General features: G+C 41.9%; 28 protein-coding genes. All 28 read right to left on the bottom strand.

All coding sequences use genetic code 11. The features are described from left to right. Positions 1–81 precede the first annotated feature (81 nt). Entirely contained in the window at positions 82–639 is a 558-nt protein-coding gene (frr, locus tag ACFSMW_RS03925) for a ribosome recycling factor (protein ID WP_390353191.1), read from the bottom strand. Position 640: 1 nt separating this feature from the next. Beyond that, positions 641–1,363 carry a UMP kinase gene (gene pyrH, locus ACFSMW_RS03920; RefSeq protein ID WP_390353189.1) on the bottom strand — a complete coding sequence of 241 codons (723 nt, stop codon included), beginning with the start codon at positions 1,361–1,363 and terminating at the stop codon, positions 641–643. Positions 1,364–1,681: 318 nt separating this feature from the next. Further along, positions 1,682–2,566, bottom strand: coding sequence for a translation elongation factor Ts (gene tsf / locus ACFSMW_RS03915; RefSeq protein ID WP_390353188.1), 885 nt, complete (start codon positions 2,564–2,566; stop codon positions 1,682–1,684). A gap of 94 nt (positions 2,567–2,660) precedes the next feature. Further along, on the bottom strand, positions 2,661–3,410 hold the full coding sequence (rpsB, locus tag ACFSMW_RS03910) for a 30S ribosomal protein S2 (RefSeq protein ID WP_390353187.1): 750 nt from the start codon (positions 3,408–3,410) through the stop codon (positions 2,661–2,663). 289 nt (positions 3,411–3,699) lie between these two features. Next, positions 3,700–4,140 (bottom strand): DUF6115 domain-containing protein, encoded by a 441-nt coding sequence (locus ACFSMW_RS03905; RefSeq protein WP_390353186.1) that lies wholly within the window; start codon positions 4,138–4,140, stop codon positions 3,700–3,702. Positions 4,141–4,172: 32 nt separating this feature from the next. Further along, entirely contained in the window at positions 4,173–4,952 is a 780-nt protein-coding gene (locus ACFSMW_RS03900) for a FliA/WhiG family RNA polymerase sigma factor (RefSeq protein ID WP_390353184.1), read from the bottom strand. Between the two features lie 21 nt (positions 4,953–4,973). Further along, positions 4,974–5,471 (bottom strand): chemotaxis protein CheD, encoded by a 498-nt coding sequence (locus tag ACFSMW_RS03895; RefSeq protein WP_390353913.1) that lies wholly within the window; start codon positions 5,469–5,471, stop codon positions 4,974–4,976. Next, positions 5,464–6,096 (bottom strand): chemotaxis protein CheC, encoded by a 633-nt coding sequence (locus ACFSMW_RS03890; protein ID WP_390353183.1) that lies wholly within the window; start codon positions 6,094–6,096, stop codon positions 5,464–5,466. The genes ACFSMW_RS03895 and ACFSMW_RS03890 overlap by 8 nt, the downstream gene beginning before the upstream one ends. Further along, positions 6,096–6,566 (bottom strand): chemotaxis protein CheW, encoded by a 471-nt coding sequence (locus tag ACFSMW_RS03885; protein WP_390353181.1) that lies wholly within the window; start codon positions 6,564–6,566, stop codon positions 6,096–6,098. Before ACFSMW_RS03885 ends, ACFSMW_RS03890 begins: the two co-directional genes overlap by 1 nt. 24 nt (positions 6,567–6,590) lie before the next feature. Beyond that, entirely contained in the window at positions 6,591–8,603 is a 2,013-nt protein-coding gene (locus tag ACFSMW_RS03880) for a chemotaxis protein CheW (protein WP_390353179.1), read from the bottom strand. Position 8,604: 1 nt separating this feature from the next. Continuing rightward, positions 8,605–9,237, bottom strand: coding sequence for a CheB methylesterase domain-containing protein (locus ACFSMW_RS03875; protein WP_390353177.1), 633 nt, complete (start codon positions 9,235–9,237; stop codon positions 8,605–8,607). Next, positions 9,234–10,103 carry a MinD/ParA family protein gene (locus tag ACFSMW_RS03870; protein WP_390353176.1) on the bottom strand — a complete coding sequence of 290 codons (870 nt, stop codon included), beginning with the start codon at positions 10,101–10,103 and terminating at the stop codon, positions 9,234–9,236. Before ACFSMW_RS03870 ends, ACFSMW_RS03875 begins: the two co-directional genes overlap by 4 nt. Then, entirely contained in the window at positions 10,093–11,190 is a 1,098-nt protein-coding gene (locus tag ACFSMW_RS03865) for a flagellar biosynthesis protein FlhF (protein WP_390353175.1), read from the bottom strand. Before ACFSMW_RS03865 ends, ACFSMW_RS03870 begins: the two co-directional genes overlap by 11 nt. After that, positions 11,187–13,220, bottom strand: a complete 2,034-nt coding sequence (flhA, locus tag ACFSMW_RS03860) for a flagellar biosynthesis protein FlhA (protein ID WP_390353174.1) — start codon at positions 13,218–13,220, stop codon at positions 11,187–11,189. Before flhA ends, ACFSMW_RS03865 begins: the two co-directional genes overlap by 4 nt. A 12-nt stretch (positions 13,221–13,232) precedes the next feature. After that, positions 13,233–14,318: a flagellar biosynthesis protein FlhB gene (flhB, locus tag ACFSMW_RS03855; protein ID WP_390353172.1), complete on the bottom strand. Its 1,086-nt coding sequence runs from the start codon at positions 14,316–14,318 to the stop codon at positions 13,233–13,235. Positions 14,319–14,320: 2 nt separating this feature from the next. After that, positions 14,321–15,100, bottom strand: a complete 780-nt coding sequence (gene fliR / locus ACFSMW_RS03850) for a flagellar biosynthetic protein FliR (protein WP_390353170.1) — start codon at positions 15,098–15,100, stop codon at positions 14,321–14,323. 4 nt (positions 15,101–15,104) lie between these two features. Next, a complete protein-coding gene (fliQ, locus tag ACFSMW_RS03845; protein WP_390353168.1) occupies positions 15,105–15,374 on the bottom strand; it encodes a flagellar biosynthesis protein FliQ in 270 nt (89 codons plus the stop codon). A gap of 36 nt (positions 15,375–15,410) precedes the next feature. Further along, entirely contained in the window at positions 15,411–16,076 is a 666-nt protein-coding gene (gene fliP / locus ACFSMW_RS03840; RefSeq protein ID WP_390353167.1) for a flagellar type III secretion system pore protein FliP, read from the bottom strand. Then, positions 16,069–16,731, bottom strand: a complete 663-nt coding sequence (gene fliO / locus ACFSMW_RS03835) for a flagellar biosynthetic protein FliO (protein WP_390353165.1) — start codon at positions 16,729–16,731, stop codon at positions 16,069–16,071. Before fliO ends, fliP begins: the two co-directional genes overlap by 8 nt. A gap of 13 nt (positions 16,732–16,744) precedes the next feature. Further along, a complete protein-coding gene (locus tag ACFSMW_RS03830) occupies positions 16,745–17,107 on the bottom strand; it encodes a response regulator (RefSeq protein WP_390353164.1) in 363 nt (120 codons plus the stop codon). A gap of 24 nt (positions 17,108–17,131) precedes the next feature. Continuing rightward, the gene (fliY, locus tag ACFSMW_RS03825) at positions 17,132–18,301 is read right to left on the bottom strand and encodes a flagellar motor switch phosphatase FliY (RefSeq protein ID WP_390353162.1); all 1,170 of its coding nucleotides are present in this window, start codon (positions 18,299–18,301) and stop codon (positions 17,132–17,134) included. Then, positions 18,294–19,292, bottom strand: a complete 999-nt coding sequence (gene fliM / locus ACFSMW_RS03820) for a flagellar motor switch protein FliM (protein ID WP_390353161.1) — start codon at positions 19,290–19,292, stop codon at positions 18,294–18,296. The genes fliY and fliM overlap by 8 nt, the downstream gene beginning before the upstream one ends. A 43-nt stretch (positions 19,293–19,335) precedes the next feature. Next, positions 19,336–19,755, bottom strand: coding sequence for a flagellar basal body-associated protein FliL (gene fliL / locus ACFSMW_RS03815; protein WP_390353160.1), 420 nt, complete (start codon positions 19,753–19,755; stop codon positions 19,336–19,338). Continuing rightward, the gene (locus tag ACFSMW_RS03810; protein WP_390353158.1) at positions 19,748–19,963 is read right to left on the bottom strand and encodes a flagellar FlbD family protein; all 216 of its coding nucleotides are present in this window, start codon (positions 19,961–19,963) and stop codon (positions 19,748–19,750) included. Before ACFSMW_RS03810 ends, fliL begins: the two co-directional genes overlap by 8 nt. 42 nt (positions 19,964–20,005) lie before the next feature. Then, on the bottom strand, positions 20,006–20,809 hold the full coding sequence (gene flgG / locus ACFSMW_RS03805; RefSeq protein ID WP_390353156.1) for a flagellar basal body rod protein FlgG: 804 nt from the start codon (positions 20,807–20,809) through the stop codon (positions 20,006–20,008). A gap of 79 nt (positions 20,810–20,888) precedes the next feature. Beyond that, positions 20,889–21,260, bottom strand: a complete 372-nt coding sequence (locus ACFSMW_RS03800) for a TIGR02530 family flagellar biosynthesis protein (RefSeq protein ID WP_390353154.1) — start codon at positions 21,258–21,260, stop codon at positions 20,889–20,891. Continuing rightward, positions 21,257–21,748, bottom strand: a complete 492-nt coding sequence (gene flgD, locus ACFSMW_RS03795) for a flagellar hook assembly protein FlgD (protein WP_390353153.1) — start codon at positions 21,746–21,748, stop codon at positions 21,257–21,259. Before flgD ends, ACFSMW_RS03800 begins: the two co-directional genes overlap by 4 nt. Before the next feature lie 10 nt (positions 21,749–21,758). Next, a complete protein-coding gene (locus tag ACFSMW_RS03790; protein WP_390353152.1) occupies positions 21,759–23,213 on the bottom strand; it encodes a flagellar hook-length control protein FliK in 1,455 nt (484 codons plus the stop codon). Positions 23,214–23,234 lie beyond the last annotated feature (21 nt).

Genomic DNA, 23,234 nt, shown 5'->3' with positions numbered 1-23,234 from the left:
TATTCTTTGCAAAACAAAAGCCCTCTTAAATAAAGAAGGCAATAATCTCTATATTATTTATACAGGAATAACACATTCGGGTCAAACTTCCATGATCTCATTTTCTTTATTTTTAGCCAGCTGGTCGATATCTGCTACGAATTTATCAGTCGCTTTTTGAACCTCATCCTGCGATACGCGGGAATCATCTTCAGTAATATCCCCATTTTTCTCAAGTTTTTTCAGCTGGTCGTTTGATTCACGGCGAATGTTACGGATTTGAATGCGTGCTTCTTCAGCAAACTTCCCGACAACTTTCACAAGATCTCTGCGTCTTTCTTCCGTCAAAGTAGGAATATTGATTCGGATCACATTACCATCACTAGAAGGAGCCAAGCCAAGATCAGCTTTCTGAATCGCTTTTTCGATGTCTCCGATTGCGGTTTTATCGTAAGGAGTGATCATCAGCAGTCTAGGTTCAGGTGCAGTGACACCAGCCAATTGGTTCAAAGGAGTGGAAGCACCATAGTAATCCACGTAGACACTGTTTAGCAGGTTCGGATTTGCCCGACCAGCTCTGACAGTTGCCAAATTCCTTGAAAAAGCTTGAACAGCCTGATTCATTTTTTCATTCATCTGTTGTTTGACATCTTCTATCATCTTACTTCCCCCTTATAATTGTGCCAAGTTCATCGCCTTGAACAACTTTTTTAATATTGCCTTCTTCAGTGATCGAAAAAACAATAAGTGGTATATCGTTATCCATACATAGTGAAGAAGCAGTCGAATCCATCACACCCAGACCCTCATTAAGCATATCCATGAAGGACAGACTTTCATATTTTTTGGCATCCTTATTGACTTTCGGATCATCTGAGTATACGCCATCAACATTGTTTTTCGCCATTAGGATTACTTCAGCTTCAATTTCAGCCGCACGCAATGCAGCAGTAGTGTCAGTTGAAAAATACGGGTTTCCAGTGCCGGCAGCAAAAATGACCACTCGTTTTTTCTCTAAATGTCTGATTGCTTTCCTTCTTATATAGGGCTCAGCTACTTGTCTCATTTCAATGGAGGTTTGTACTCGTGTAGGAATGCCGATTTTTTCCAGGCTGTCCTGCAATGCTAGTGAGTTCATAATGGTTGCCAGCATGCCCATGTAGTCGGCAGTAGCTCTGTCCATTCCCATTTCACTGCCTACTTTACCTCGCCAAATATTGCCGCCTCCGACAACGACCGCTATCTCTATTCCCAACTCGGCAACTTCTTTTACCTGCTGAGCGATAGACTGGATCACTTTGGGTTCAATTCCGTAACCCTGTTTGCCGCTTAAAGCTTCCCCACTTAATTTTAATACGATTCTGCGGTACCGAGCTGATGTCATAGTAACCTCCATCATTGTTATATAATATTTCTGGATTTCTCATGCAATGGATGATCATTTCATGTAATCATTGCATTCTTCACATTGACGAACGAGTTCATCTTCATCCCGTTAATTGTGATTTCGCCGAAGGAAATTACGGCTTTTGGAGAAATAGGGAACAAACATAAAAGCTGTTCCCTATTTTATAGCAGTTGATTATTTAAGCATTCGGCAAAATGTGGATAAATCAAAAAGCTTGCATGGGTGCAAATGAGATACATTTACTTCCCAATCTTGGCAGATATCCACCTTCCACATCATAAACCGATTACCCGTTTATTTTTTGATTTGGTTCATCACTTCGTCTGCGAAATTTTCTTCGCGTTTTTCCATGCCTTCTCCGACTTCGTAGCGCGCGAAGCTTCGGACTGCCGCCCCTTTATCGCCTACAATTTTCTTCACTTTCTGGTCGGGATCTTTTACGAAGCTTTGGTCAAGCAAGCAGATTTCTTCAAAGAATTTGCTCAGGCGGCCTTCTACCATTTTCTCAACAATTTTTTCAGGCTTGCCTTCATTAAGCGCCTGCGTTTTCAACACTTCACGTTCCCGGTCTACTTCGTCTGCAGAGACATCTTCGCGGGAAACATAGCGAGGATTAACTGCTGCAACATGCATGGCGATATCTTTTGCCAGCTGCTCATCAGTTGTGCCTTCAAGAAGTGTAAGCGCACCGATTCTGCCGCCCATATGCAAGTATGCACCAAATGCATCATTATCAGTTTTTTCCAAGATAGTAAATCTGCGAAGTGAAAGCTTTTCGCCTATTTTAGCGATGGCAGAATTGATCAGTGTTTCCAACGTATCTTCTCCGCCTTCAAGCTTTTGCTGTAGTGCTGCATCTACAGAAGCAGGTTTTTGGGAAATCAGATGTTTTGCGATTTGTTCAAGTAGTTGCTTGAATTGGTCGTTTTTCGTCACAAAATCTGTTTCACAGTTTACTTCGATCAAAACAGCAGTATTCCCGTCCTGAAGAATATAAGCGGAACCTTCCGCAGCGATACGATCCGCTTTTTTAGCAGCTTTGGCAATGCCTTTTTCGCGCAAATGATCGATTGCTTTTTCCAGGTCACCATCTGTTTCCTGTAAAGCTTTTTTACAATCCATCATGCCCGCACCTGTTTTTTCGCGTAATTCTTTTACCATTTTTGCAGTAATTGCCATTACAATTCCTCCTTAATTATTGGTTGTTTGGATAACTTCTTTAAAAAAAGGTGATAAAAGGCATCTCCCCTTATCACCTAACCTTTTAAGCAAGTTATTCTTGTTCAGCTAATTCCTTGTTTTCTTCTGCCGGAGCTTCAATAGGAGCTTCTTCCAGTTCTTCGCCTTGTTTTACTTCCAAAATCGCATCAGCCATTTTTGAAGTAAGTAGCTTGACGGCACGAATTGCGTCGTCGTTAGCCGGAATGACATAGTCGATTTCGTCAGGATCGCAGTTTGTATCAACGATGCCGATGATCGGGATGTTCAATTTATGAGCTTCCGCAATCGCGATGCGCTCTTTGCGCGGATCGATAACAAACAAAGCGTCAGGCAATTTCTTCATATCTTTAATACCGCCGAGGAATTTGACAAGACGGTCTTTTTCTTTTAGCAAGTCGACAACTTCTTTTTTAGGAAGTACTTCAAAAGTTCCATCCTCTTCCATACGCTCAATGTCTTTCAAACGGTTGATGCGTTTACGGATAGTTTGGAAATTAGTCAGCGTGCCGCCAAGCCAACGTTGGTTGACGTAGTACATGCCTGAGCGAGTTGCTTCATCACGTACAGAATCTTGCGCTTGTTTTTTGGTACCAACAAACAACAATGTACCATCATTGGCAGCTAGTTCTTTTACGAACTTATAAGCTTCTTCAACCTTTTTCACTGTTTTTTGCAAATCGATAATATAGATGCCATTACGTTCCGTAAAAATATACTTTTTCATTTTCGGGTTCCAACGGCGTGTTTGGTGTCCAAAGTGTACACCAGCTTCCAGTAATTGTTTCATGGAAATTACTGACATTTTACATTCCTCCTATATGGTTTTTTTCCTCCGTCAGCATCATTTTCAATGAAAGACCTCTCAAGAAAATGGGAACAATCCCTCTTCTTCGGCAAGGCACCATTCACCGAATCAACAGACGTGTGTTTTTGATATGCATAACAATGCATAGTATTTACACCAAAAGTTACTATACCATATCCGACAAAAGGTGGCAAGTATTTATATACATATTTTGAATTCTATTATGAATAGGGATGAAAAAAACCAGATACCTATCAATAGGTTATCTGGAACATCTCACAATTGATCATTTTGCGTGAAATTTGATGACCAATTCCGCTTCTGTTTTTCCACAGCCAAGTTCCTTGGCAATTTCTTCAGTCTGCTTTCCCTGTTGATGCAACTGCAGTATTTTCGCCTCAGTGGACATTTCCGTTTGATCTTTTGCCTGGCTCAAACCTGCAATGGCATCCATTGAATGCTCGTTCGTTTGCCTTTCTGACGCTGTTTCTTGAGTATTTTCTTTTTGGGGCAATGTTCTTGGTGTATGCTTCTCCAAATGCTGCTTGAGTTTGTCATTTTCAAATCTGATTTCTTCCAGATAAGTATCCATCAATTCCAGAAAGTCTTCAGGCAGCTGTTTATTTTTTTCTTGCTTGGCAGTAAGCTGCTTAAACAAAAAATAAATAGCGGCCAAGGAAACAATATGTAATAGAAAACTGATGACCAATAAGAACGGTACACCCATGCTGTTCACCGCCTTTTCCCTTTTTGATTTTATTAAATAATGGCAGACATTTTTTCCATGATTTTCCGCAACTTAAAGATTGCCTTTTTATGAATTTGAGAAATTCTCGAAGTAGTCAAACCCATTACATGACCGATTTCTGTCAACGTTAATTCTTCATGGTAAAAAAGGCTGATGATCAGCTGCTCGTTTTCTGTCAATGATTTGATCCCCTGAACCAGGTCCACTTTCATTTCAGAATCGATCAGTTCTTCATCCGGCGTAAGGGCCTCGTTATCCTTAATATCGTAACCGACACTGTCTTTACTTCGTTCAGTACCTTCTTTCGGATTTTCATCAATCGATAAGACATTGGAAAAGAGCGAGTCTTTTACGATGGATTCCACTTCCTCACTGGAAATACCCAGATACGACGCGATTTCGTGAGACGTTGGTTCCCGCTGCAGGGTTTGTTCAAGTATCCTTGATGCATTTTCCACCTTCTTGCCTTTTTCTCGAATGGAACGCGGCAGCCAGTCTTCCTTTCTCAGTCCATCAATGATCGCCCCGCGAACCCTGAAAGAGGCATACGTATCAAATTTTAAATCACGATCAGGGTCGAATTTTTTTATCGCATCGTATAATCCCATCATCCCGTAACTCTTCAGATCATCTTTCACCACATTTGACGGCAGATGGCTGGCAGTACGCTCTACATGAAATTGCACAAGGTACATATAATGTTCCAAAAGTTGATTAGCGGTTTGTACATCCCCTGAATCCATCCATTTTTTCCACATAGCTGCTTCCTCTGGAGATTGTTTTACTGGCATCCGTTTCCATCCTCCTTCTCCTTAAATAACCTTTTCGCCTTTGCTGACTGTCCGGATATAAAGGTCTCCGCTCAAAGGGTCAAATTCGATAGTTCTGCCACAATTCCCGCCCACATCAGAAGCTGTAACCGGAATATGATGTTCCTTTAATTGTCTTTTAACCGCTTCTACGTTTCTTGGACCTATTCTCATAACTTCACTGCTGCTTGCCATTTGAAACATCTGTGCACCACCAGCTATTTTAGCTTGTAAAGCTGATAGACGCGCCCCTTCGGAAATCACCTTATTGACCAGCATATCGATTGCACTGTCCGCATATTTCATCATATTCATATTCGGTTTTTTCAGCATTTGCGAGTCGGGCAGCATGACGTGCGCGAGCCCGGCTACATGTTTTTGCAAATCATAAACCACAACTCCGACACAAGAACCTAAACCAGTCGTTCGGATGGTTTCCGGTGAGTGGGCTATTTTCAAGTCTGCTATGCCTACTTTCACAACTGTTTTTATACTATTCATCATAGCTAATACCCAGTGCACTGAATATTTTTGGTAGAGAGTCCGGATCTGGAAGCAGTAAAAACTGGCCATTTGACTGTACCATGCCTTTTTTAGCAGGAACATTCATCACCGTATCAATGATGATGGCATAATCGTTTGCTTGTGAAATTTCCACTAGCCCCTGCGAAATAACGGCTCCAGCCATATCAATACTTATTAAAGGGACTGAAGGCTGCATGTGCAGACCAGTAAAATCTGCAAGTGCCGAGACATAAGCACTCGTCAGAATATTGGCGAATTCCTGGATTGCGGATACTCCCAAGGGTTCGGGATCGTCCTGACAGTCAAATAATTCGAGGCCAGAAAAGTGTTGGGCGATAGAATCAGCTTCTTCCAGGCTCATAATCAAAAACACTGTCCCTGGAGCGTTTCCGTTGATTCGGAACATATTTGCTACAACAGTGGTCTCAGCCCCACCAAGCATATCCATTACTTCTTCAAATGCTATAATTTTGAGATCAGGTACAGCCATCTCGACTTTATTTTGCATCATTTTAGCCATAGATGTTGCTGCATTTCCAGATCCTATATTCCCAATCTCTCTCAGTGCATCTCTTTGCATATTGGTCAATTTCTTCATCATTACAGGCCTTTGACATCATTCCCATGTATTTTCTCTGCGGAAAGGACTTGTTTTAGATCCAATAAAATCAATAGCCTGTCGTCGATTTTTACTACCCCTTCGATATAGTCGATTTTTACAGAACCAATAACATCTGGTGCCGCTTCGACAGCATCTTCGGGAATATCAATTACATCATTCGCTCGGTCGACTATTAACCCAACTTCTTTATCTCCTTCAGCAACAATGATGATTCTTGTTTCGTTGTCATATTCAATAGCTTCCATTCCGAATCTGCTGCGCAAATCTATTATCGGTGTCACCACCCCTCTTAAGTTGATGACTCCTTTTACGAAAAATGCGGTCTGTGGAACTCTGGTAATGTGCATCATGCGCTCTATGCCTCCGACATGTTCCACAGACACAGCGAACTCTTCATGTTCAACCTGAAAAACGATTACTTTCCTGGTTTTATTTGATTCTGTTATCATGTAATGACCTCCCCATTTTTATATTTATTTAATCAGTGCATTACTGTCGATAATCAGCGCAACATGCCCATTTCCCAATATAGTTGCTCCGGAAATAGCAAACACATCTGTTAGATAATCACCAAGGGATTTTAGAACGATTTCCTGCTGCCCTATAAAGGCATCAACGACAAGGCCCGCCATTTTTTCCCCTTTCTTGATGATAACAACAGAAAGTAAATCATCATCCTCTTGATTCTCTGTTTGCGGTATTTGAAATGTGTCTTTCAGGAATACAAGCGGTACTACTTTTCCGCGGAAATCTATCACACTTTTTTGATGCGCAGACATGATATCCATCTTTTTGATAATTGCTGTTTCCACAATCGTTGAAAGAGGAATTGCATATTTCTCCTGTTGCATTTCCACCAGCAAGACGGAAATGATTGAAAGGGTCAGCGGCAGCTGAATGATGAATTTGGAGCCTTTGTCTATTTGAGAGTCTATCGTGATATTCCCTCCCAAAGATTCTATTTTACTCCGAACAACATCCAAACCGACCCCCCTGCCGGAAATGTCCGATATCTTGTCTGCAGTGGAAAAACCGCTTTCCATAATTAATTCAAACACTTCCTGATCTGACATAGACTCTCTTTGTTCAAAGGAAATAACGTTGTTGTCAATCGCTTTTTGCAGCACTTTTTCTTTATTGATACCTGCACCATCATCATCAATTTCAATAAATACATGGTTTCCGCTATGATATGCTTTCAAATTGATCGTTCCCTGTTCTGATTTGCCCTTCGATTTTCTTACGTCAGGCATTTCAATACCATGATCAATTGCATTTCGAATCAGATGTACCAGCGGATCCCCGATTTCGTCTATTACTGTTCGATCCAATTCCGTATCGGCACCAGTAATATCCAACTGGATTTGTTTGTTCAATTCTCTTGCCAGCTTGCGGATCATTCGCGGAAACCGGCTGAATACTTGTTCAATCGGAACCATGCGCATCGATAAAATAATATCCTGTAAATCGCTGGAGATTCTGGACATATGTTCTACCGTTTCCTGCAGATCCTTTTGGTCCATTTCAGAAGAAATTTGTTCCAGCCTGCTGCGATCTATGACCATTTCCTCGAAGAGATTCATCAAGGAATCCAATTTTTCAATGTTGACCCTTATGGTTTTATGGGAAACTGATTGGGCATGATTGCTTCCAGTATCTATATTTTTTGTTTCCGGGACTTGCACAGATTTTTTTTCTTCGATTTTCCCTTGGTTTTCAGATGGATCATTCGCTCGCATCTGGAAAGGATAAATATCCACGCTCTCTATCTCTGATACTTTCATTATTTTTGATTTTATCTCATTGTCGGATGCATTTGAGACAAAAACCACGGTGAATAAATCATCGAAATTTTCTTCTTCTAACTCGGTTACATCCGGGTTGGAATAAATTACTTCCCCCATTTTTTCCAGTATGTCAAATACCATGTAGGCTCTGACACCCTTCAGCAAGCAGTCCGAAATTAATTGCACATGAATTTCATAATTGTGAAAACCTCTCTCCGCTGACTCACCTAGGATAGACAGCTGAAATTCATCTAATTGCAATCCCCCTTGATTGCGAGCCCCCCCAGTCTGCACACTTGATTCTTCTTCAGAAGGATCATCGCCATTTTCCAGTGCCAGTAAATCTCTGACGATACCCGAGACATCTTCTTTTCCTGATCCGCCCGCGGCGATATCCTCCACCATCGTTGTTAAATGGTCCAAAGCCGCGAACAGTATGTCCATCATGGAAGCCTGCACAACGATTCTGTCATAACGGATAGCATCGAAAACGTTCTCCAGCTTGTGTGTTAAATCAGCCAAATCTTGAAATCCCATTGTGGCTGACATACCTTTTAATGTATGTGCCGCTCGAAATATTTCTTCAATGATGGATTTATCAGCAGGTGTTTTTTCCAGTGCGAGCAGCTGATTCGAAAGTACTTCCAAATGCTCGTTACTTTCATCAATGAATACATCAAGATATTGCGTAGTGTCCAATTTAATTTCCTCCCAGACCCGTGATTATTTCTTTTATTTTGCCGCCTATGCGGTGCAATGGCAGTATAAAATCTACCAAATTGGTCGCAATTGCTGATTTCGGCATTCCGAATACGACAGAAGTTTCCTCGGATTCAGCGATCAGCTGAATAAAGGGGTCGTTTTCTTTTAATGCTTTTATTCCTTGCGTCCCATCATTTCCCATACCCGTCAGAATGACAGCAATCAAAGAAACGCTAAGCTTGGACAATGATTCCAACATGACATCTACTGAAGGCCTATGTCCTTTCTTTGGCGGCGATTGTGTCAATTCGATTTTCAATTCTGTACGATACTTCACGATTTCCATGTGATAATCAGCAGGCGCGATATAAATTGTTTTCTTTCTGATACATTCCCCATTTTCTGCTTCTTTCACATGATGTTCTGAAAAAGAATCCAAGCGTTTTGCCAACAGTTGGGTAAATCCAGCAGGCATATGTTGGACGATCAAAACGGGTGTTTCAACATGCCCTGCGGCATTCAAATCGGTGAGCACCTGTTGTAAAGCCCGCGGCCCCCCGGTAGAACTGCCTATCGCGATGAGGCGAGGAACAGGTGCATTTCGCATTCCTTCCCCGGGATGGTCGATCATTTCTGTTGCCTCTTCTCTATCCATTTTTTTAGTTTTTCTATAAAAGAAACCTCCTGGCTGGTATCTCGATCAAATTCTCTGGATAAATATGCTTCTGCCATTTTTTCCATCGCTTTGGATACCGGTGCGCGTTCATTCAGCAAAGTATACGGGCACTGCTGCATCACTGCTTTATGGACCAGCTGATCAGACGGCAGCAGGGCGAATTGAACTGGTTCAATCCCCAAAAACCTATGCACGACCTGTTTGAACTCTGAGCAAGCCTGCTTACCAGAGCGTGTTGTTCTCACCTGGTTCATTATCATATATATCGGCATATCAAACTTGTTTTTAATAATGTGCTTGATCATGCTGTAGGCATCCATGATAGCGGTCGGTTCAGGTGTGGCCACAACAAAACATTCATCTGCAGCCATGATGAACCGCATGCCGTCTTCTGACGCTCCTGCCCCCATATCGAAAATAATGAAATCAAAAGAAGTGAAAAGATTGCTAAATTGTTCAAAAAAATATGCGGAACTGGCAGGCGCCATGTGAAAAAGCTTGGATAGACCAGTCCCTCCCGCAATAAAACGGAGGTTTCTCGGTCCTTTTTCTATTATTTCAGTCAAAGAAATACCATTTTCAAAAAAATCAATGATGGAATATCTGCATTGCATCCCAAGCAAAACTTCTATATTTCCCATTCCGATATCCATATCCATTAGCAGTACACGCTTGCCGCGTTTCAATAGATTCATAGAAAAATTCAACGCAGTATTGGATTTGCCTACCCCACCTTTGCCACTGACAAAGACAATCGTCTTGGCTGTTTTACGAGTTTGCTGGAATTGTCGGCGAAGGTTTGCTGCCTGATCACTTTTCATCGAAATCACCCATGATGAAGCTGCTGATATCTTCGGGGTTTGGTTCAATCAAATCATCTGGGACTGCCTGTCCATTCGATAAATAGGCAACACCGAGCCCGCTCTTGCAAGGTAACGTGAATAAACTTCCAAAGTGCCTTGTTTCATCCAGTTTGGTAAAAATCAATCCATCGATATGTACTTTTTCAAATTGCTTTAAGAGCAGCAACAGGTCGCTTTGCTTCGCTGTCAATGATAAAACAAGATAGTTCTGCATATTGTCGGTCAATTCGATCGATTGCTCGAGCTCGTTCAAATAGGTAGCGTCAAGAAAATTTCTGCCCGCTGTATCAACAAATATCAAATCATAATCCGCAAACTTTTGCATAGCCTGCTGATAGTCTTCGGCGGAGTAAGCCACTTCCAAAGGGACATCTAATATCTTGGCATACGTTTTCAGCTGTTCAACAGCTGCTATCCGATATGTGTCCGTCGTAATGAATGCGACATTTTGATGATGCTTCGTCATTTCTAATGCTGCTATTTTCGCCAAAGTGGTTGTTTTGCCTACACCGGTAGGCCCCACAAATTGAATGACTTTTTTATGATGCTGCTGAACGCTTATGCCAGTTTCCACACGGGCTGCAAATTGTGATTGTATTTCTTGTGTTGCATCCTTTTTGATTTGGGACAAAGCAGGCTGAAGGCCATTTTTCTGATGCTTTTGTTTCACCTGCCGGACGATTTTCCCAGCCATACTTTCCTCAACATCCTGATCAAGCAAATACTGGTATACGAGCAAATACTCCGTTTCAGAAAACACTTTTGATTTATTTGCTTGTTCTTCCATCATTCTGCGCAGCCATTTGATTTCGTTTATGACGTCTGGATGACTGATGGCATCATTTTTCTGCCGATATGGTTGTTTTTTTACAGGTGCTTGATCCAGCGCTGCAATGACCTCCACTCGTTTCTTTTTAAACAGCCCAAGAAAACCGCCATCAAAGATTTCTCTGGACTGAAGAATGACAGCATCCTGGCCAAGCTCTTTACGTACCTGATTCATGATTTCAGGCATTGTCGCTGCACGATATTTTTTTACCTTCATGCTACATTCACCATCCCGATACTTTGTACATCGACTGTTGGCTCTAATTCGTTATAAGACAATACAACGATTTGTGGCATAAAACGATCGAGAAGTTGTTTCAAATACATTCTGATCGCCGGCGAACAAAGGACAATTGCTGTTTCTTCCTGGACCTGAAGCTTTTCTGCTTGCTGTTGAATTGCCTGGATAATCGACTGCTGTGTCTCAGGATCCAGCGACAAATAATTTCCGTGTTCGGTTTGTTGTATCCCTTGCGCAATGTTTTTTTCCACTTTTCCTGATACGGTGATGACCTTCAGGGTATTATTTTCATCCGCATATTGTCTGCTGATTTGCGTGGATAGGGATTGTCGTGCATATTCCGCCAGCAGATCGGGATCATTCGTCATTTTTGAAAAATCAGCCAGCGTTTCAAAGATAACCGGCAAATTTCGAATAGACACATTTTCCCGCAGCAATTTACTCAACACTTTTTGAACTTCCCCTATCCCCAAAGGCTCTGGTGTAACTTCCTCGATCAAAATTGGATAACTCTCTTTCAGATGATCGATAAGTTGTTTCGTTTCTTCACGTCCTAACAGTTCGTGCGCATAACGTTTGATCACTTCCGTAATATGTGTAGAAACGACGGAGGGAGGGTCAACGACCGTATAACCAAACATTTCCGCATCGTCCTTGACTTCTTCGCTGATCCACTTGGCTGGGAGCCCAAAAGCGGGTTCCCTGGTCTCCACCCCATCAATATTGTCATCGTCGGCATCCGGCGTCATCGCTAAATAATGATCCAGCAATACTTCTCCCTCAGCTACCCGATTCCCTTTGATTTTCAATGTATATTCATTCGGGTTCAGCTGGATATTGTCACGAATCCGAACAACCGGTATAACGACTCCGAGTTCAATCGCAAGTTGCCGGCGGATCATCACGACTCTTTCCAGTAAATCTCCTCCCTGTTTCGCGTCCACCAGGGGAATCAGGGCATATCCGAATTCGAATTCAATCGGATCCATGCTAAGCAGGTTGACAACATTTTCAGGAGCCTTCATGGCAGCCGATTCACTCTCCGCCTCTTCTTCTTCATCCATGACATCGGTAGGCACGGGTTTTCTTTGCAGCAAATACGCGCTGATGCCTAACAATACAGCAATTGCTGTGGTCAAGAAAAAATTGATCGGCGTGAGACCGAGCAGAAAAATAGTTCCCGCAGCAATGTACAACAGTTTTGGATATTGCAATAATTGGGATGTTACATCGCTTCCGAGATTACCATTTGTTGAAATTCTCGTGACAACGATACCAGTTGCTGTTGATATCAATAATGCGGGGATTTGACTGGTCAAGCCATCGCCAACCGTCAAACGCATGAATGTATTGACAGCCTCCTGGAACGGCATCCCCATTTGTACCACACCGATAATCAGTCCAAAAATGATATTAATCAGTACAATGATGATACCGGCAATCGCATCCCCCTTGACGAATTTACTAGCACCATCCATCGAACCATGAAAATCCGCCTCATTTTCTACTTTTTCGCGTCTTTCTCTTGCCTGCTGTTCCGTGATCAATCCAGCGTTCAAATCAGCATCTATGGCCATCTGCTTTCCTGGCATCGCGTCCAGGGTGAATCTGGCAGCAACCTCTGATACGCGTTCTGAACCTTTTGTAATGACAAGAAATTGAATGATGACCAGAATGACGAAGACAACGAACCCTACTAATGGATTGTCGCCTATCACAAAGCTTCCGAACGTTTCTACAACGTTACCCGCATCTCCTTTTGATAAAATAGATCTGGTTGTTGATACATTCAGCCCCAGTCTGAATAAGGTCAAAAGCAGCAATAGGGAAGGGAAAATGGAAAACTGCAATGGTTCCTGGGTATTCATTGAAACCAGAATGACGATGAGGGCCAATGAAATATTCATTAAAATCAATATGCTTAATAGCCAGCCTGGCAGCGGGATAACAAGCATAACTATAATTAAGATAACTCCTGTGATCACGGTTAAATCTTTTGCTTTCATAAATCTCTCCCCTTACTGCCCGGCTTTCTTTTCAAGTCTGTAAACATACGCCAACATTTCAGCGACAGCTTGAAAAAATTGTTCCGGTATTACATGGCCGATTTCAACATCGGCATACAAGGATCTGGCCAAAGGCCTGTTTTCAATGGTAATGATATCGTGAGCTCTGGCAATTTCCTTTATTTTCATTGCGACATGATCTGCACCTTTAGCAAGTACATAGGGGGCGCTTGCTTTGTTTTCATCGTACTTGATAGCTACGGCGAAATGAGTTGGATTGGTGATGATCACATCTGCCTTAGGCACATCTGCCATCATGCGACGCATGGACATTTGCCTTTGTCTTTCCTTTATCTTCGATTTGATGAAAGGGTCGCCCTCTATGTTTTTGTACTCATCTTTAATATCCTGTTTGGACATACGCATTTGTTTTTCATAATCATAGCGCTGGTACGCATAATCGAAGACTGCTAAAAACAGCAATGCAAGAATAGCTGAAAGACCCATGATAATGGTTACTTGTCCAAAAAATTGGAGCGAATCAGCAGGAGTTTTAAAAGCAAGCATCATCATCTGGTTTCGATGAGACCAAATCACCATGAAAGTGATGGTGCCAATAAAACTGATCTTTAAAAGTGATTTCAATAATTCAACGACCGCTCTGATAGAAAATATTCTTTTGAATCCCTTAATCGGATCAATCCTCTTTAGATCGAATTTTAATGATTCAGAAGTGAAAAGAAACCCAATCTGCATCAAGTTGGCAGCAAAACCAGCAATGAATGCAATGATCAACACTGGAGCCAGCAGCTTTGCCGTTTCCAGCGACGCATTGGTCAGTAACTTGCGAACAGACTGCTGAGTGATATCTTGCTGAATCGTTTCTGTGAAAAATTGTGTCATCAAAGCCAGCATGCCATTTTTCATGTAGGAGCCAAAAACAAAGAGTATGATGAATACCGCCAGTAGCAACAGGCCAGTGTTCACATCCTGGCTCTTGACCACTTTACCTTTTTTCCTTTCATCCTGCCTTTTTTTTGGGGTGGCTTTTTCTGTTTTCTCACCAGCAAAAAACTGTAAATCCAGTTTCAAGTACATGATCAGCCACCTCCAAACAATTGCATCAGACCGCGCATCGTCTTGAATAAACCGTCAAACAGAGTCCTGACCAATGTGATATACAATCCAAAAAAGAGAACCAATGCGATGAAGCTGACTAATATTTTCAGAGGCAGGCCAACGACAAAAACATTCAGTTGAGGAACTGTTCGCGCTATAATGCCAAGTGCTATATCCACGAGGAACAAACAACCGACTATTGGTATAGCTATTTGAAAAGCGATCAAAAACATATTGGTGAATACATCAATGACAAAGTCGATGATCCCGTCTCTGGAAAAAGGGATAAAACGGTCTATCGGAATAAATTGATAACTGTTGTATATCCCATCTATTAATAAATGGTGGCCGTTTACCGATAATAAGAATAGTAATGCAATCATATAAAAATATTGACCAATCAAAGGGGACTGTGCTCCAGTTTGGGGATCTATCACATTAGCTATGGCAAACCCCATTTGGAAATCGATAAATCCACCGGCTATCTGGACAGCCGCCAGAACCATATAAGCAATCAATCCGATTAGAATGCCTACGAACAATTCCTTGACCAACAAGACAGGAAATGTACTATTCCAGCTTATCGCGGCATCATTGACCGCATATGTCATAGCTATCGCTAAATAAAAACTCATCCCAATTTTAAAAGGTAAGGGTATGGTTCGATATGAAAAAATGGGCATCGTAACAAAAAAACCAAGAACTCTTACAAACACTAGCAAAAATACAGGCAACAATTTCAATGTCATATCATTCAACATCTTATCAACCTACAAAGCTATTTAAATTCTGCAGTATGTCGGAAGTAAACTCGACCATTTTTGTCAACATCCATGGACCGAAAAAAATTAACCCAACCAGAACCGCTACTATTTTTGGAATGAAAGCGAGTGTTTGTTCCTGGATTTGTGTCGTCGCCTGAAAAATACTCACCAGTAATCCGACAGCCAGCGCCAGAATCAATAAAGGTCCTGTTATGATAAGAGTTGTATAAATACCTTTTTCTGCCAAACTTAATACAAATTCACTGCTCATCTAAAACCACCTGCCATTTTTTTAGCAACACTTTTATCAATACCCTTGAAGCAATGATTGTGCAATCAGATACCATCCATCCACAAGCACAAACAGCAAGATCTTAAATGGCAATGAAATCATTACTGGCGGAAGCATCATCATTCCCATGGACATCAGAACACTTGCGACAGCCATATCTATAATTAAAAAAGGTACAAAGATCAAAAACCCCATCTGAAAAGCAGTTTTCAATTCACTGATAGCGTACGCTGGTACGAGTGTCGTCATCGGGATATCTTTGATTGATTCCGGTTTCTCTTTCTTTGCGTAATTAAGGAACAAAGCAAGATCTTTTTGTCTTGTATGCTTGGCCATAAATTCTTTCATCGGCTCACTCGCTTTATCATAAGCTTCATCAAGTGTAATTTTTTCTTCAAATAACGGCTGAAGTCCATCCTGATATACATCATGAAAGGTAGGAGCCATAATAAAAAACGTCATGAACAGCGCCAGCCCGACTATTACTTGATTCGGCGGCATCTGTTGTGTTGCCAAGGATGTACGCACAAAAGAAAGAACGATGACAATACGGGTGAAACTGGTCATCAAAATTAGAATGCTTGGGGCAAGCGACAAGACTGTCATTAACAAAAGCAATTTCACTGAACTTGAAACAGTTCCCGGGTCATTGCCGGAGAACATTTGCATGACATCATTCATGTCCATCGTCCTTTTGATGTTCGTTTAAAATTCGTTGTCTGGTCGTTTTCATCTTGTCCAGCTCCTGCATAAATTGCCTTCTGAAATTCGATCCTTCATCAGCCTGCTGAGCAGTCTTCTTTTTAGCAAACAGTGACGCAATATCGACTTTTGGGCCAGCAGTTTCTCCTGCATCCTGCTGTTGTTTTAAAATTGAATTTTTTGTTTCTGGATCCGTTATTTCCTTCAGCATTTCAACATTGTCCCCTACACCCAGCAAATATAATTGTTGGCCGATACGGACAATTTGCACGGATTTATTCGTTCCAACTGATACACCACCCAGATTCTCCATCGCCTTCACTTTTTGCAGCATTTTATTCCGCTTATTTAAGAATTTGACGACATAATAGATTAGAAATAAAATCAATCCAAGCACAATGACTACCTTGACCAGGCTAAAAAGTAATGATGTATCGGACATTCTATCCGATGATTCACTTGAATTTACGGCGGGAGTCTTATGCTCTGATTTTTCCTTTTTAACTGGATCGTCTTTTTCCAGCCAATCTTCCACACTTGTATCTTTGGCCATCACATGGCTGGTTGCAGCGCCGCAGCCATTTACGAGCAATATGACCGCAGCACAGCTAAAAGCAAGCTTTTTCATCCACATGTTCACTGTTTCCTCAATCCAATGCTTTTTGAATCGCTTCAATCACGCGATCAGGCTGGAAAGGTTTTACAATAAAATCTTTCGCGCCTGCTTGTATAGCATCGATAACCATTGCCTGCTGCCCCATGGCGGAACACATGATGATTTTCGCTTCGGGGTTGATTTCTTTAATTTTTTTCAAAGCTGTGATGCCATCCATTTCCGGCATAGTTATATCCATCGTCACTAGGTCCGGCGAGAGTTCTTTATATTTTTCTACTGCCTGTGATCCGTCGCCCGCTTCACCAACTACTTCAAATCCATTTTTTGTTAGAATATCTTTCACCATCATACGCATGAATGCTGCATCATCTACTATCAAAATCCTATTAGCCATTGTACATTCCTCCTGAATGAGATATTATTTAAGTTTTAACAAGCGGTCAGTCTGGCTTGCAATTTCTGTAATACGCACGCCGAAGTTTTCATCAATGACAACCACTTCACCTTTAGCGATCAATTTAGCATTGACAAGTATATCTACGGGTTCGCCCGCAAGCTTATCCAGTTCAACGATAGAACCTGCGGACAGTTCCAAGATCTCCTTGATTGTTCTAGATGTCCTGCCCAGTTCCACAGTTACCTTTAAAGGGATATCAAGCAGCATATCCAAATTCCTTTTTTCTTGGTTATTCAACTGTCCTCGTTCAAATTCCGAAAAAGAAGCCTGCTGTACCTTTGCATGATTTTTATCGACAGGAGCGCCAATGTAATGTTCATGTTCTTTGTCATGGTCATTTTGCTCTGCTGCATAAATTGTTGAATAAGAAGGTGCAGGTTTTGAATCTGCAAGAACTGTGGCAGCCGCTTCCTCGTGATAAGCTGTTTCCTGAGAAACATTCCCTTGGTCTTCCTGACTTTCATCAATGGCGAGCAGTTCGCCTGCAAGCTCTTTGGCAAACGGCATTGGAATGACTTGCATGATATTGGAATCAATCAAATCTCCAACCTTCAGCTGGAAGGATACTTTGACAAATTCCTTAGCCACGGTCATACTTTCAGCAGTTTGATCCCCGCCGTTCACGCCGATGACAGGCGGTGAAATATCAACTTTTTTCCCAAATATGGTGGACATACTCGTTGCAGAAGCGCCCATCATCTGATTCATTGCTTCCTGAACAGCACTTAGATGAATTTCATTTAGTTCTTCATCCGGATTCGTTCCATCTCCGCCAAGCATGATATCAGAAATAATCGCGGCATCTTCCTTTTTGATGATAAATAGACTTTTGCCCGTAAACCCTTCTTTATATGTGATTTCAACACGCAAGTGCTCAAATTCAAGTTGATCCACGACATTGTCTTCATTCATCACTGTAATTGACGGAGTCGTGATTTCTACCTTTTCATTGAGCAGTGTCGATAGTGTGGTTGCAGAACTGCCAAATGATATATTTCCGATTTCACCGAGTGTATCCTTTTCAATCGGGGTCAGTTGGTTTTTTTCAACCTTATCTGTTGCGGCTTCTTCACCAGAGCCGATTTTTAATAATGCATCGATTTCTTCTTGGGAAAGCATGCCATCATTCATCGTATTTGTTTCCCCCTTTTATTTCTTCCATGATTTGAACAGATAGCTTACGTTTTGATAAACCTGGCTGCGCATAAAATTTTGGTTCATCATTGAGCATCATAATGAGCGGTTCATCAATTGTGTTATCGAGAGTGATCACGTCCGCCTTTTGCACATCAAGGAACTGCTGGATACTGATATCCGTTTCTCCCAAAACAACCTTCACTTCAACTTCCGTCCGTTCAATATTTGCAGCTAATTTCTCATAAACTCTTTGATCAGGCTGTGTAGGTGCTGTTTGCAGCTGATAATGTGCTGAAAGTTTTGGAATGACAGGCTCCAAAACGATGTGCGGAATACATAGGTTGATCATTCCGCTCGCCTCGCCGATAGCTGTATCAAATGTAACTACGACAACCGTATCATTAGGTGAAGCCATTTGAACAAATTGCGGGTTCACCTCGAAATCCTCCAGTTCCGGTTCCATGTCAACAAGTGCAGACCAAGCTTCCCGCAGATTGTCACTTGTTTTTTCAAAAAGCTGGGTTAAAATCATTGATTCAATTTCTGTTAAATTGGCGATTTTATTCATGCTGCTTCCTGACCCGCCCAATATCCTGTCGAGCATGCTGTAGGCAATATTGGGATTGACTTCCATGATAACCCGTCCCTGCAATGGCTTGACATGGAAGATATTTAAAAATGTCATGCTCGGAACAGAGCGGATGAATTCCTCGTATGGCACCTGATCTACGGAAGCAACAGATATATTGACATATGTACGTAGCTGTCCTGAAAGGAAAGTAGTCAGCAGCCGGGCATAATTCTCATGGATCCTGCCGATAGAACGGATCTGATCCTTTGAAAAACGCAGTGCTCTTTTAAAATCATATACCCTGACCTTTTTTTCATGTTCCTCCTGCTTCAATTCTTCTGCATCCATTTCTCCGGAGGATAATGCAGAAAGCAGGGCATCTATTTCATTTTGTGATAATATTTCATCCAACAAAAACCACCCCAATCATGGAGAAAACCACTTACTGTTTCATTTTCTACTGCAGAATTTTACTGATCGTATAAACCTTGGTAACCTTTCCTTCTGTCATGAACTCATTCAGTCTCGTTTTCAATGTATCTTCCATTTCACCCAAGCCGGTTTTGAATTTTTCCTTCGACATTGTTGCCATCTCTTTAATAATGATATTTTTGATTTGGAACTCCCGTTTAGCTATTTCCTTATTGGAAGCTTTACCATCTGTCACAATCTGGAACTGAATTCTGACAAAACTGCCATCTTCCAAATCAGTTGTCATTTCCGGGGTCTGGTAGGAGTACTCCACCATATCATCGATCGATTGGGCCGACCCCACCTCTCCCTTGTCATCCATTACGAATAAGATAAAGAATATAATAATTCCGGCAAGCAAAACTGCTGTCATCACCGATAATAATATCTTTGTCACTTTATTCATGCTTTTCACCTGGTTCTCTCATTGATGCCAAGCCGATCTTACGGTAGAAGTTTATTGTTTCTTTGACAATAATCGTTTCTGACTCCTTCACAACTAATTTTCTCCCTGTAGTCAGGGTGATAGTTGTATCCGGCAATGACTGAATTTGTTCAATCAAAATAGCATTCAGTATTAATGCTTCTCCATTTAACCTTGTTAACTTAATCATGTTAAAGTCGGGAGCACTCTGGGAGCACTCCCTGCCTCCTTATTATCGTTTCAGATTGACGAGCTCCTGCAGGATCTCATCTGAAGTTGTGATGATTCTCGTGTTCGCCTGGAAACCACGCTGAGCGGTAATCATTTCCGTAAACTCTTCAGCCAGGTCCACATTGGACATTTCTAAAGCGCCGGTTACCAATTTACCGCTTCCCCCTGCTTCCGGATCTGACAACTGCGGCTCGCCTGAGTTATCGGACACACGATAAAGGTTATTTCCTTCCTTTTCCAGTCCTTCCGGGTTAGCGAATTTGGCAAGCTGAATGACACCTGCGTTATGCTGTTCTCCATCCGCACTCAGATATGTGACCTTACCATTTGACTGGATGCTGAAATCTTTTGCATCTAACGGGATTTTAATCTTGTCATTCACAGTTTCCCCATCTGTACCTTTCAGGTAGTATCCTTGCGGGTTCACGATATAGCCCTCTTTATCTAATGAAAAAATACCTGCTCTCGTATAATGATCCGTCGTACCATCATTGACGACAAACATGCCGTCGCCTTCAATCGCGAAATCCAGTGGTCTGTCGGTCGTTTGCTGAAAGCCCTGGGTTTGGATCGTGTCAATCGTTCCGAGTTTTGAACCAAGCCCGACCTGCATCGGGTTCGACCCGCCCTTTCCACCAGATGGCCCTTGCGCTGCAGCAGACGTCTGGCTCATCATATCCTGGAATGTGACACGCCCTTTTTTAAATCCGCTTGTGTTGACATTGGCGATATTATTGCCGATAACATCCAATTTTTGTTGAAAACCTTTCATTCCTGAAATACCTGAGTACATGGAACGCAACATAATTTTAATCCCCTTTATCATTTTGTATAGAGCTGTGTCTGTCAATCGACAGCTCGAAGTTTTCCCATAAGGGTCCAACCTATTGATTCATGATGATAGTGCCATTGATATTCGTAAATATCCGGCTGTTCGCTTCCTGGATGCCCATTGCTGTTACGACAGTGTTATTCTTCGCACTGACTAGCAATGCTGCTTGACCGGTTATCACCAAAGAATCAGTGATTCCTTTTTCTTTTGCTTCCCTCACTTTGTCAGAAATCTTTCGCCAACTGTCTTGATCAATTTGAATTTCTCGTTCTTGCAGCCGTTGTAAAGCATGCTTGCTCAGCTTCAAATCCTGTTGCTGCTGCAATATTTCCTGAAAACTAGTTTCGACTGCTTTATTTTTGTTTGCTTGTTTTTTTGGCAGTTGTTCTAATGGATGGTGCATTGACTGGATTGGATAGCTCATGGCTGGTCTCCATCATCCCTGGCTGGAGGCAAATCTTTTTCATCATAATCCACATCTTTATCACTGACTTGTAAAATCGCATCTGCGTAAATTTTTTCACCGTTTTCCAATTCCAATATTGCCCAGCCGTCTTGTTGGCTGACTGCGATGACCTTACTTTTCACCGTGCCGTCAACGACGCCTGTTTCTTCATTGTAATTGGGATATGTTACTGTTTTACCGATCATGTGACTGTATTGGACGACTGGTGATATCATTTGGCTTTGCACCAATGCATCGATGGACTTGGTCATATTAGTCATCTGTTCAAGCTGCGAAAATTGTGCCATTTGCGCGATGAACTCTTTGTCATCCATCGGACTGGATGGATCCTGATTTTGCAGTTGTGTCATCAGTATCTTCAAGAAAGCATCTTTATCCAAATTAGAACCCTGGCTTCTCGTTTGTACTTGATTGTTCAGGTACAGCGAAGCATCGATTTTGCTCAAAACTGCTCACCTACACTTTCGCATGCAGTAATATATCTGCAAATTGTTCTTTCAAATCGTCTTCCTCATCGTTCTCAGCTTGAAATGTGTCTTCTGCATCCTTGGATGAATGCTGTTGTTCATCGAACGTTTGGTCTGACTGCTCTTTATTGGCAGATTGACTCGCCAGTATGTGCATATCCTGCTTTTCAACAGCGACCTGGTGAGGTGAAAACATGTGTTTCAATTGGTGCAGATTCGATTCAATCATCTCTTTTGCGACGCTTGTATGAACGGATATTTTCACAATCATTTCACCGTTGACCTGGTTCATTCTGATGGTCAAATCACCAAGATTTTGCGGTCTTAGAGAAATTTTTAATTCTGTTTTTCCATTCTGCAGCTGTCTTAAATCAGTCGACTTCATGATCTTTTCCAACTGTTCCATAAGCTGTTGCTCATCTGCCGGCTGCCCTTGATAGGATTGATTGACATGTATGACATACTGCTCCACCTTTGTCATTGGCATACTGGTCACTGCAGCATGGCTTACATGCTCCATGAGTGTATTGGCCTGTTTGCTTTCATTTCCTATTTTCCCCAGCCATTTGGCAATATCCATACTGGAAACCTTGGAATTGAAGAGATATTGTTGTTTATTTGCCATCGATGTCCGTTTTTCAAACAATTGAACAAGCGATTGCCAATTTTTTATCGTTCTTTCATCGATGCCGTCCATATCTGCTATTTGTCCTGACAATTGCCCGTTGCTTTGAGTGTCCAATGCAGTCCATTTCTGCAGATATTGTAAAACTTTTTGGGCTTCACGGTTCACATCACCGCCCTTATCCAAAACCTGCAGTATTTTCGCTACTTGAGACAGTAATTCCTTTCCCTCTTCCAATATGGCCTGCATGTGATGTGTGTTGACTGTCTCCTTCACCCTGGAAGCACCAGAGGTAGCGGCTTCTTCACTGTCTGCAAGCATCGGCATGTCTATCGGACTATCCTGTCGCCCATTCACCTTTAAAGAATCCAGCAGCTCTGTCCATTTTGTCTTCAGGTCATTTTGAAACGACAATTCGGTTTGTGGAACCCCACTAAGCTCGGAATCATGCTGGAACAATTTTGCTGCGATATCTTGCAACTGCTTTGGCATTTCAGCGAGCATTACAGACAGATCATCCATATCTATTTCTTTCGTTTTTGTTTTGCCATCAGTTTGTTTGAGAAAATCTATTAATTTTTCAATGAATGGTTCTGCCAGAATGTCTGCAGTCATAGCTTCATTTCCAGCACTGTTGATCTCTGTCTTTCCATAGGCAGGCTTTGACTCGCCTCCTTCCATACCTGTCGTCAGTCCTTGTGTTTGACTTGCATCTAGTGCAGCACCAAACGTGTCCGTGTCAGTCATATCTTTTGTAAACCCTGATTTCATAGAAGTTGGACGAATCGAGTGCTTGAATAATGTTGCCATCGTCTCCATTTTCTTCACCCCCTTTCCAGT

Origin of the sequence: Tigheibacillus halophilus, assembly GCF_042683165.1 — a bacterium.
In the GTDB taxonomy this organism is placed as follows: domain Bacteria; phylum Bacillota; class Bacilli; order Bacillales; family Amphibacillaceae; genus Tigheibacillus; species Tigheibacillus halophilus.
This window is presented reverse-complemented; position numbering and strand designations above follow the sequence as displayed.

Coding starts and splice junctions, on each gene's coding strand:
- ACFSMW_RS03875 (WP_390353177.1), bottom strand. CDS start 9,237: ATGATCGACCATCCCGGGGAAGGAATGCGAAATGCACCTGTTCCTCGC.
- rpsB (WP_390353187.1), bottom strand. CDS start 3,410: ATGTCAGTAATTTCCATGAAACAATTACTGGAAGCTGGTGTACACTTT.
- fliO (WP_390353165.1), bottom strand. CDS start 16,731: ATGTGGATGAAAAAGCTTGCTTTTAGCTGTGCTGCGGTCATATTGCTC.
- ACFSMW_RS03865 (WP_390353175.1), bottom strand. CDS start 11,190: ATGAAGGTAAAAAAATATCGTGCAGCGACAATGCCTGAAATCATGAAT.
- flhA (WP_390353174.1), bottom strand. CDS start 13,220: ATGAAAGCAAAAGATTTAACCGTGATCACAGGAGTTATCTTAATTATA.
- frr (WP_390353191.1), bottom strand. CDS start 639: ATGATAGAAGATGTCAAACAACAGATGAATGAAAAAATGAATCAGGCT.
- flgG (WP_390353156.1), bottom strand. CDS start 20,809: ATGTTGCGTTCCATGTACTCAGGTATTTCAGGAATGAAAGGTTTTCAA.
- fliL (WP_390353160.1), bottom strand. CDS start 19,755: ATGAATAAAGTGACAAAGATATTATTATCGGTGATGACAGCAGTTTTG.
- ACFSMW_RS03900 (WP_390353184.1), bottom strand. CDS start 4,952: ATGCCAGTAAAACAATCTCCAGAGGAAGCAGCTATGTGGAAAAAATGG.
- ACFSMW_RS03870 (WP_390353176.1), bottom strand. CDS start 10,103: ATGAAAAGTGATCAGGCAGCAAACCTTCGCCGACAATTCCAGCAAACT.
- fliQ (WP_390353168.1), bottom strand. CDS start 15,374: ATGAGCAGTGAATTTGTATTAAGTTTGGCAGAAAAAGGTATTTATACA.
- fliR (WP_390353170.1), bottom strand. CDS start 15,100: ATGTTGAATGATATGACATTGAAATTGTTGCCTGTATTTTTGCTAGTG.
- ACFSMW_RS03890 (WP_390353183.1), bottom strand. CDS start 6,096: ATGATGAAGAAATTGACCAATATGCAAAGAGATGCACTGAGAGAGATT.
- ACFSMW_RS03895 (WP_390353913.1), bottom strand. CDS start 5,471: ATGAATAGTATAAAAACAGTTGTGAAAGTAGGCATAGCAGACTTGAAA.
- ACFSMW_RS03790 (WP_390353152.1), bottom strand. CDS start 23,213: ATGGAGACGATGGCAACATTATTCAAGCACTCGATTCGTCCAACTTCT.
- ACFSMW_RS03810 (WP_390353158.1), bottom strand. CDS start 19,963: ATGATTAAGTTAACAAGGTTAAATGGAGAAGCATTAATACTGAATGCT.
- fliP (WP_390353167.1), bottom strand. CDS start 16,076: ATGAATGATGTCATGCAAATGTTCTCCGGCAATGACCCGGGAACTGTT.
- ACFSMW_RS03905 (WP_390353186.1), bottom strand. CDS start 4,140: ATGGGTGTACCGTTCTTATTGGTCATCAGTTTTCTATTACATATTGTT.
- tsf (WP_390353188.1), bottom strand. CDS start 2,566: ATGGCAATTACTGCAAAAATGGTAAAAGAATTACGCGAAAAAACAGGT.
- pyrH (WP_390353189.1), bottom strand. CDS start 1,363: ATGACATCAGCTCGGTACCGCAGAATCGTATTAAAATTAAGTGGGGAA.
- ACFSMW_RS03830 (WP_390353164.1), bottom strand. CDS start 17,107: ATGGCTAATAGGATTTTGATAGTAGATGATGCAGCATTCATGCGTATG.
- ACFSMW_RS03885 (WP_390353181.1), bottom strand. CDS start 6,566: ATGATAACAGAATCAAATAAAACCAGGAAAGTAATCGTTTTTCAGGTT.
- ACFSMW_RS03800 (WP_390353154.1), bottom strand. CDS start 21,260: ATGAGCTATCCAATCCAGTCAATGCACCATCCATTAGAACAACTGCCA.
- fliY (WP_390353162.1), bottom strand. CDS start 18,301: ATGAATGATGGCATGCTTTCCCAAGAAGAAATCGATGCATTATTAAAA.
- flhB (WP_390353172.1), bottom strand. CDS start 14,318: ATGTACTTGAAACTGGATTTACAGTTTTTTGCTGGTGAGAAAACAGAA.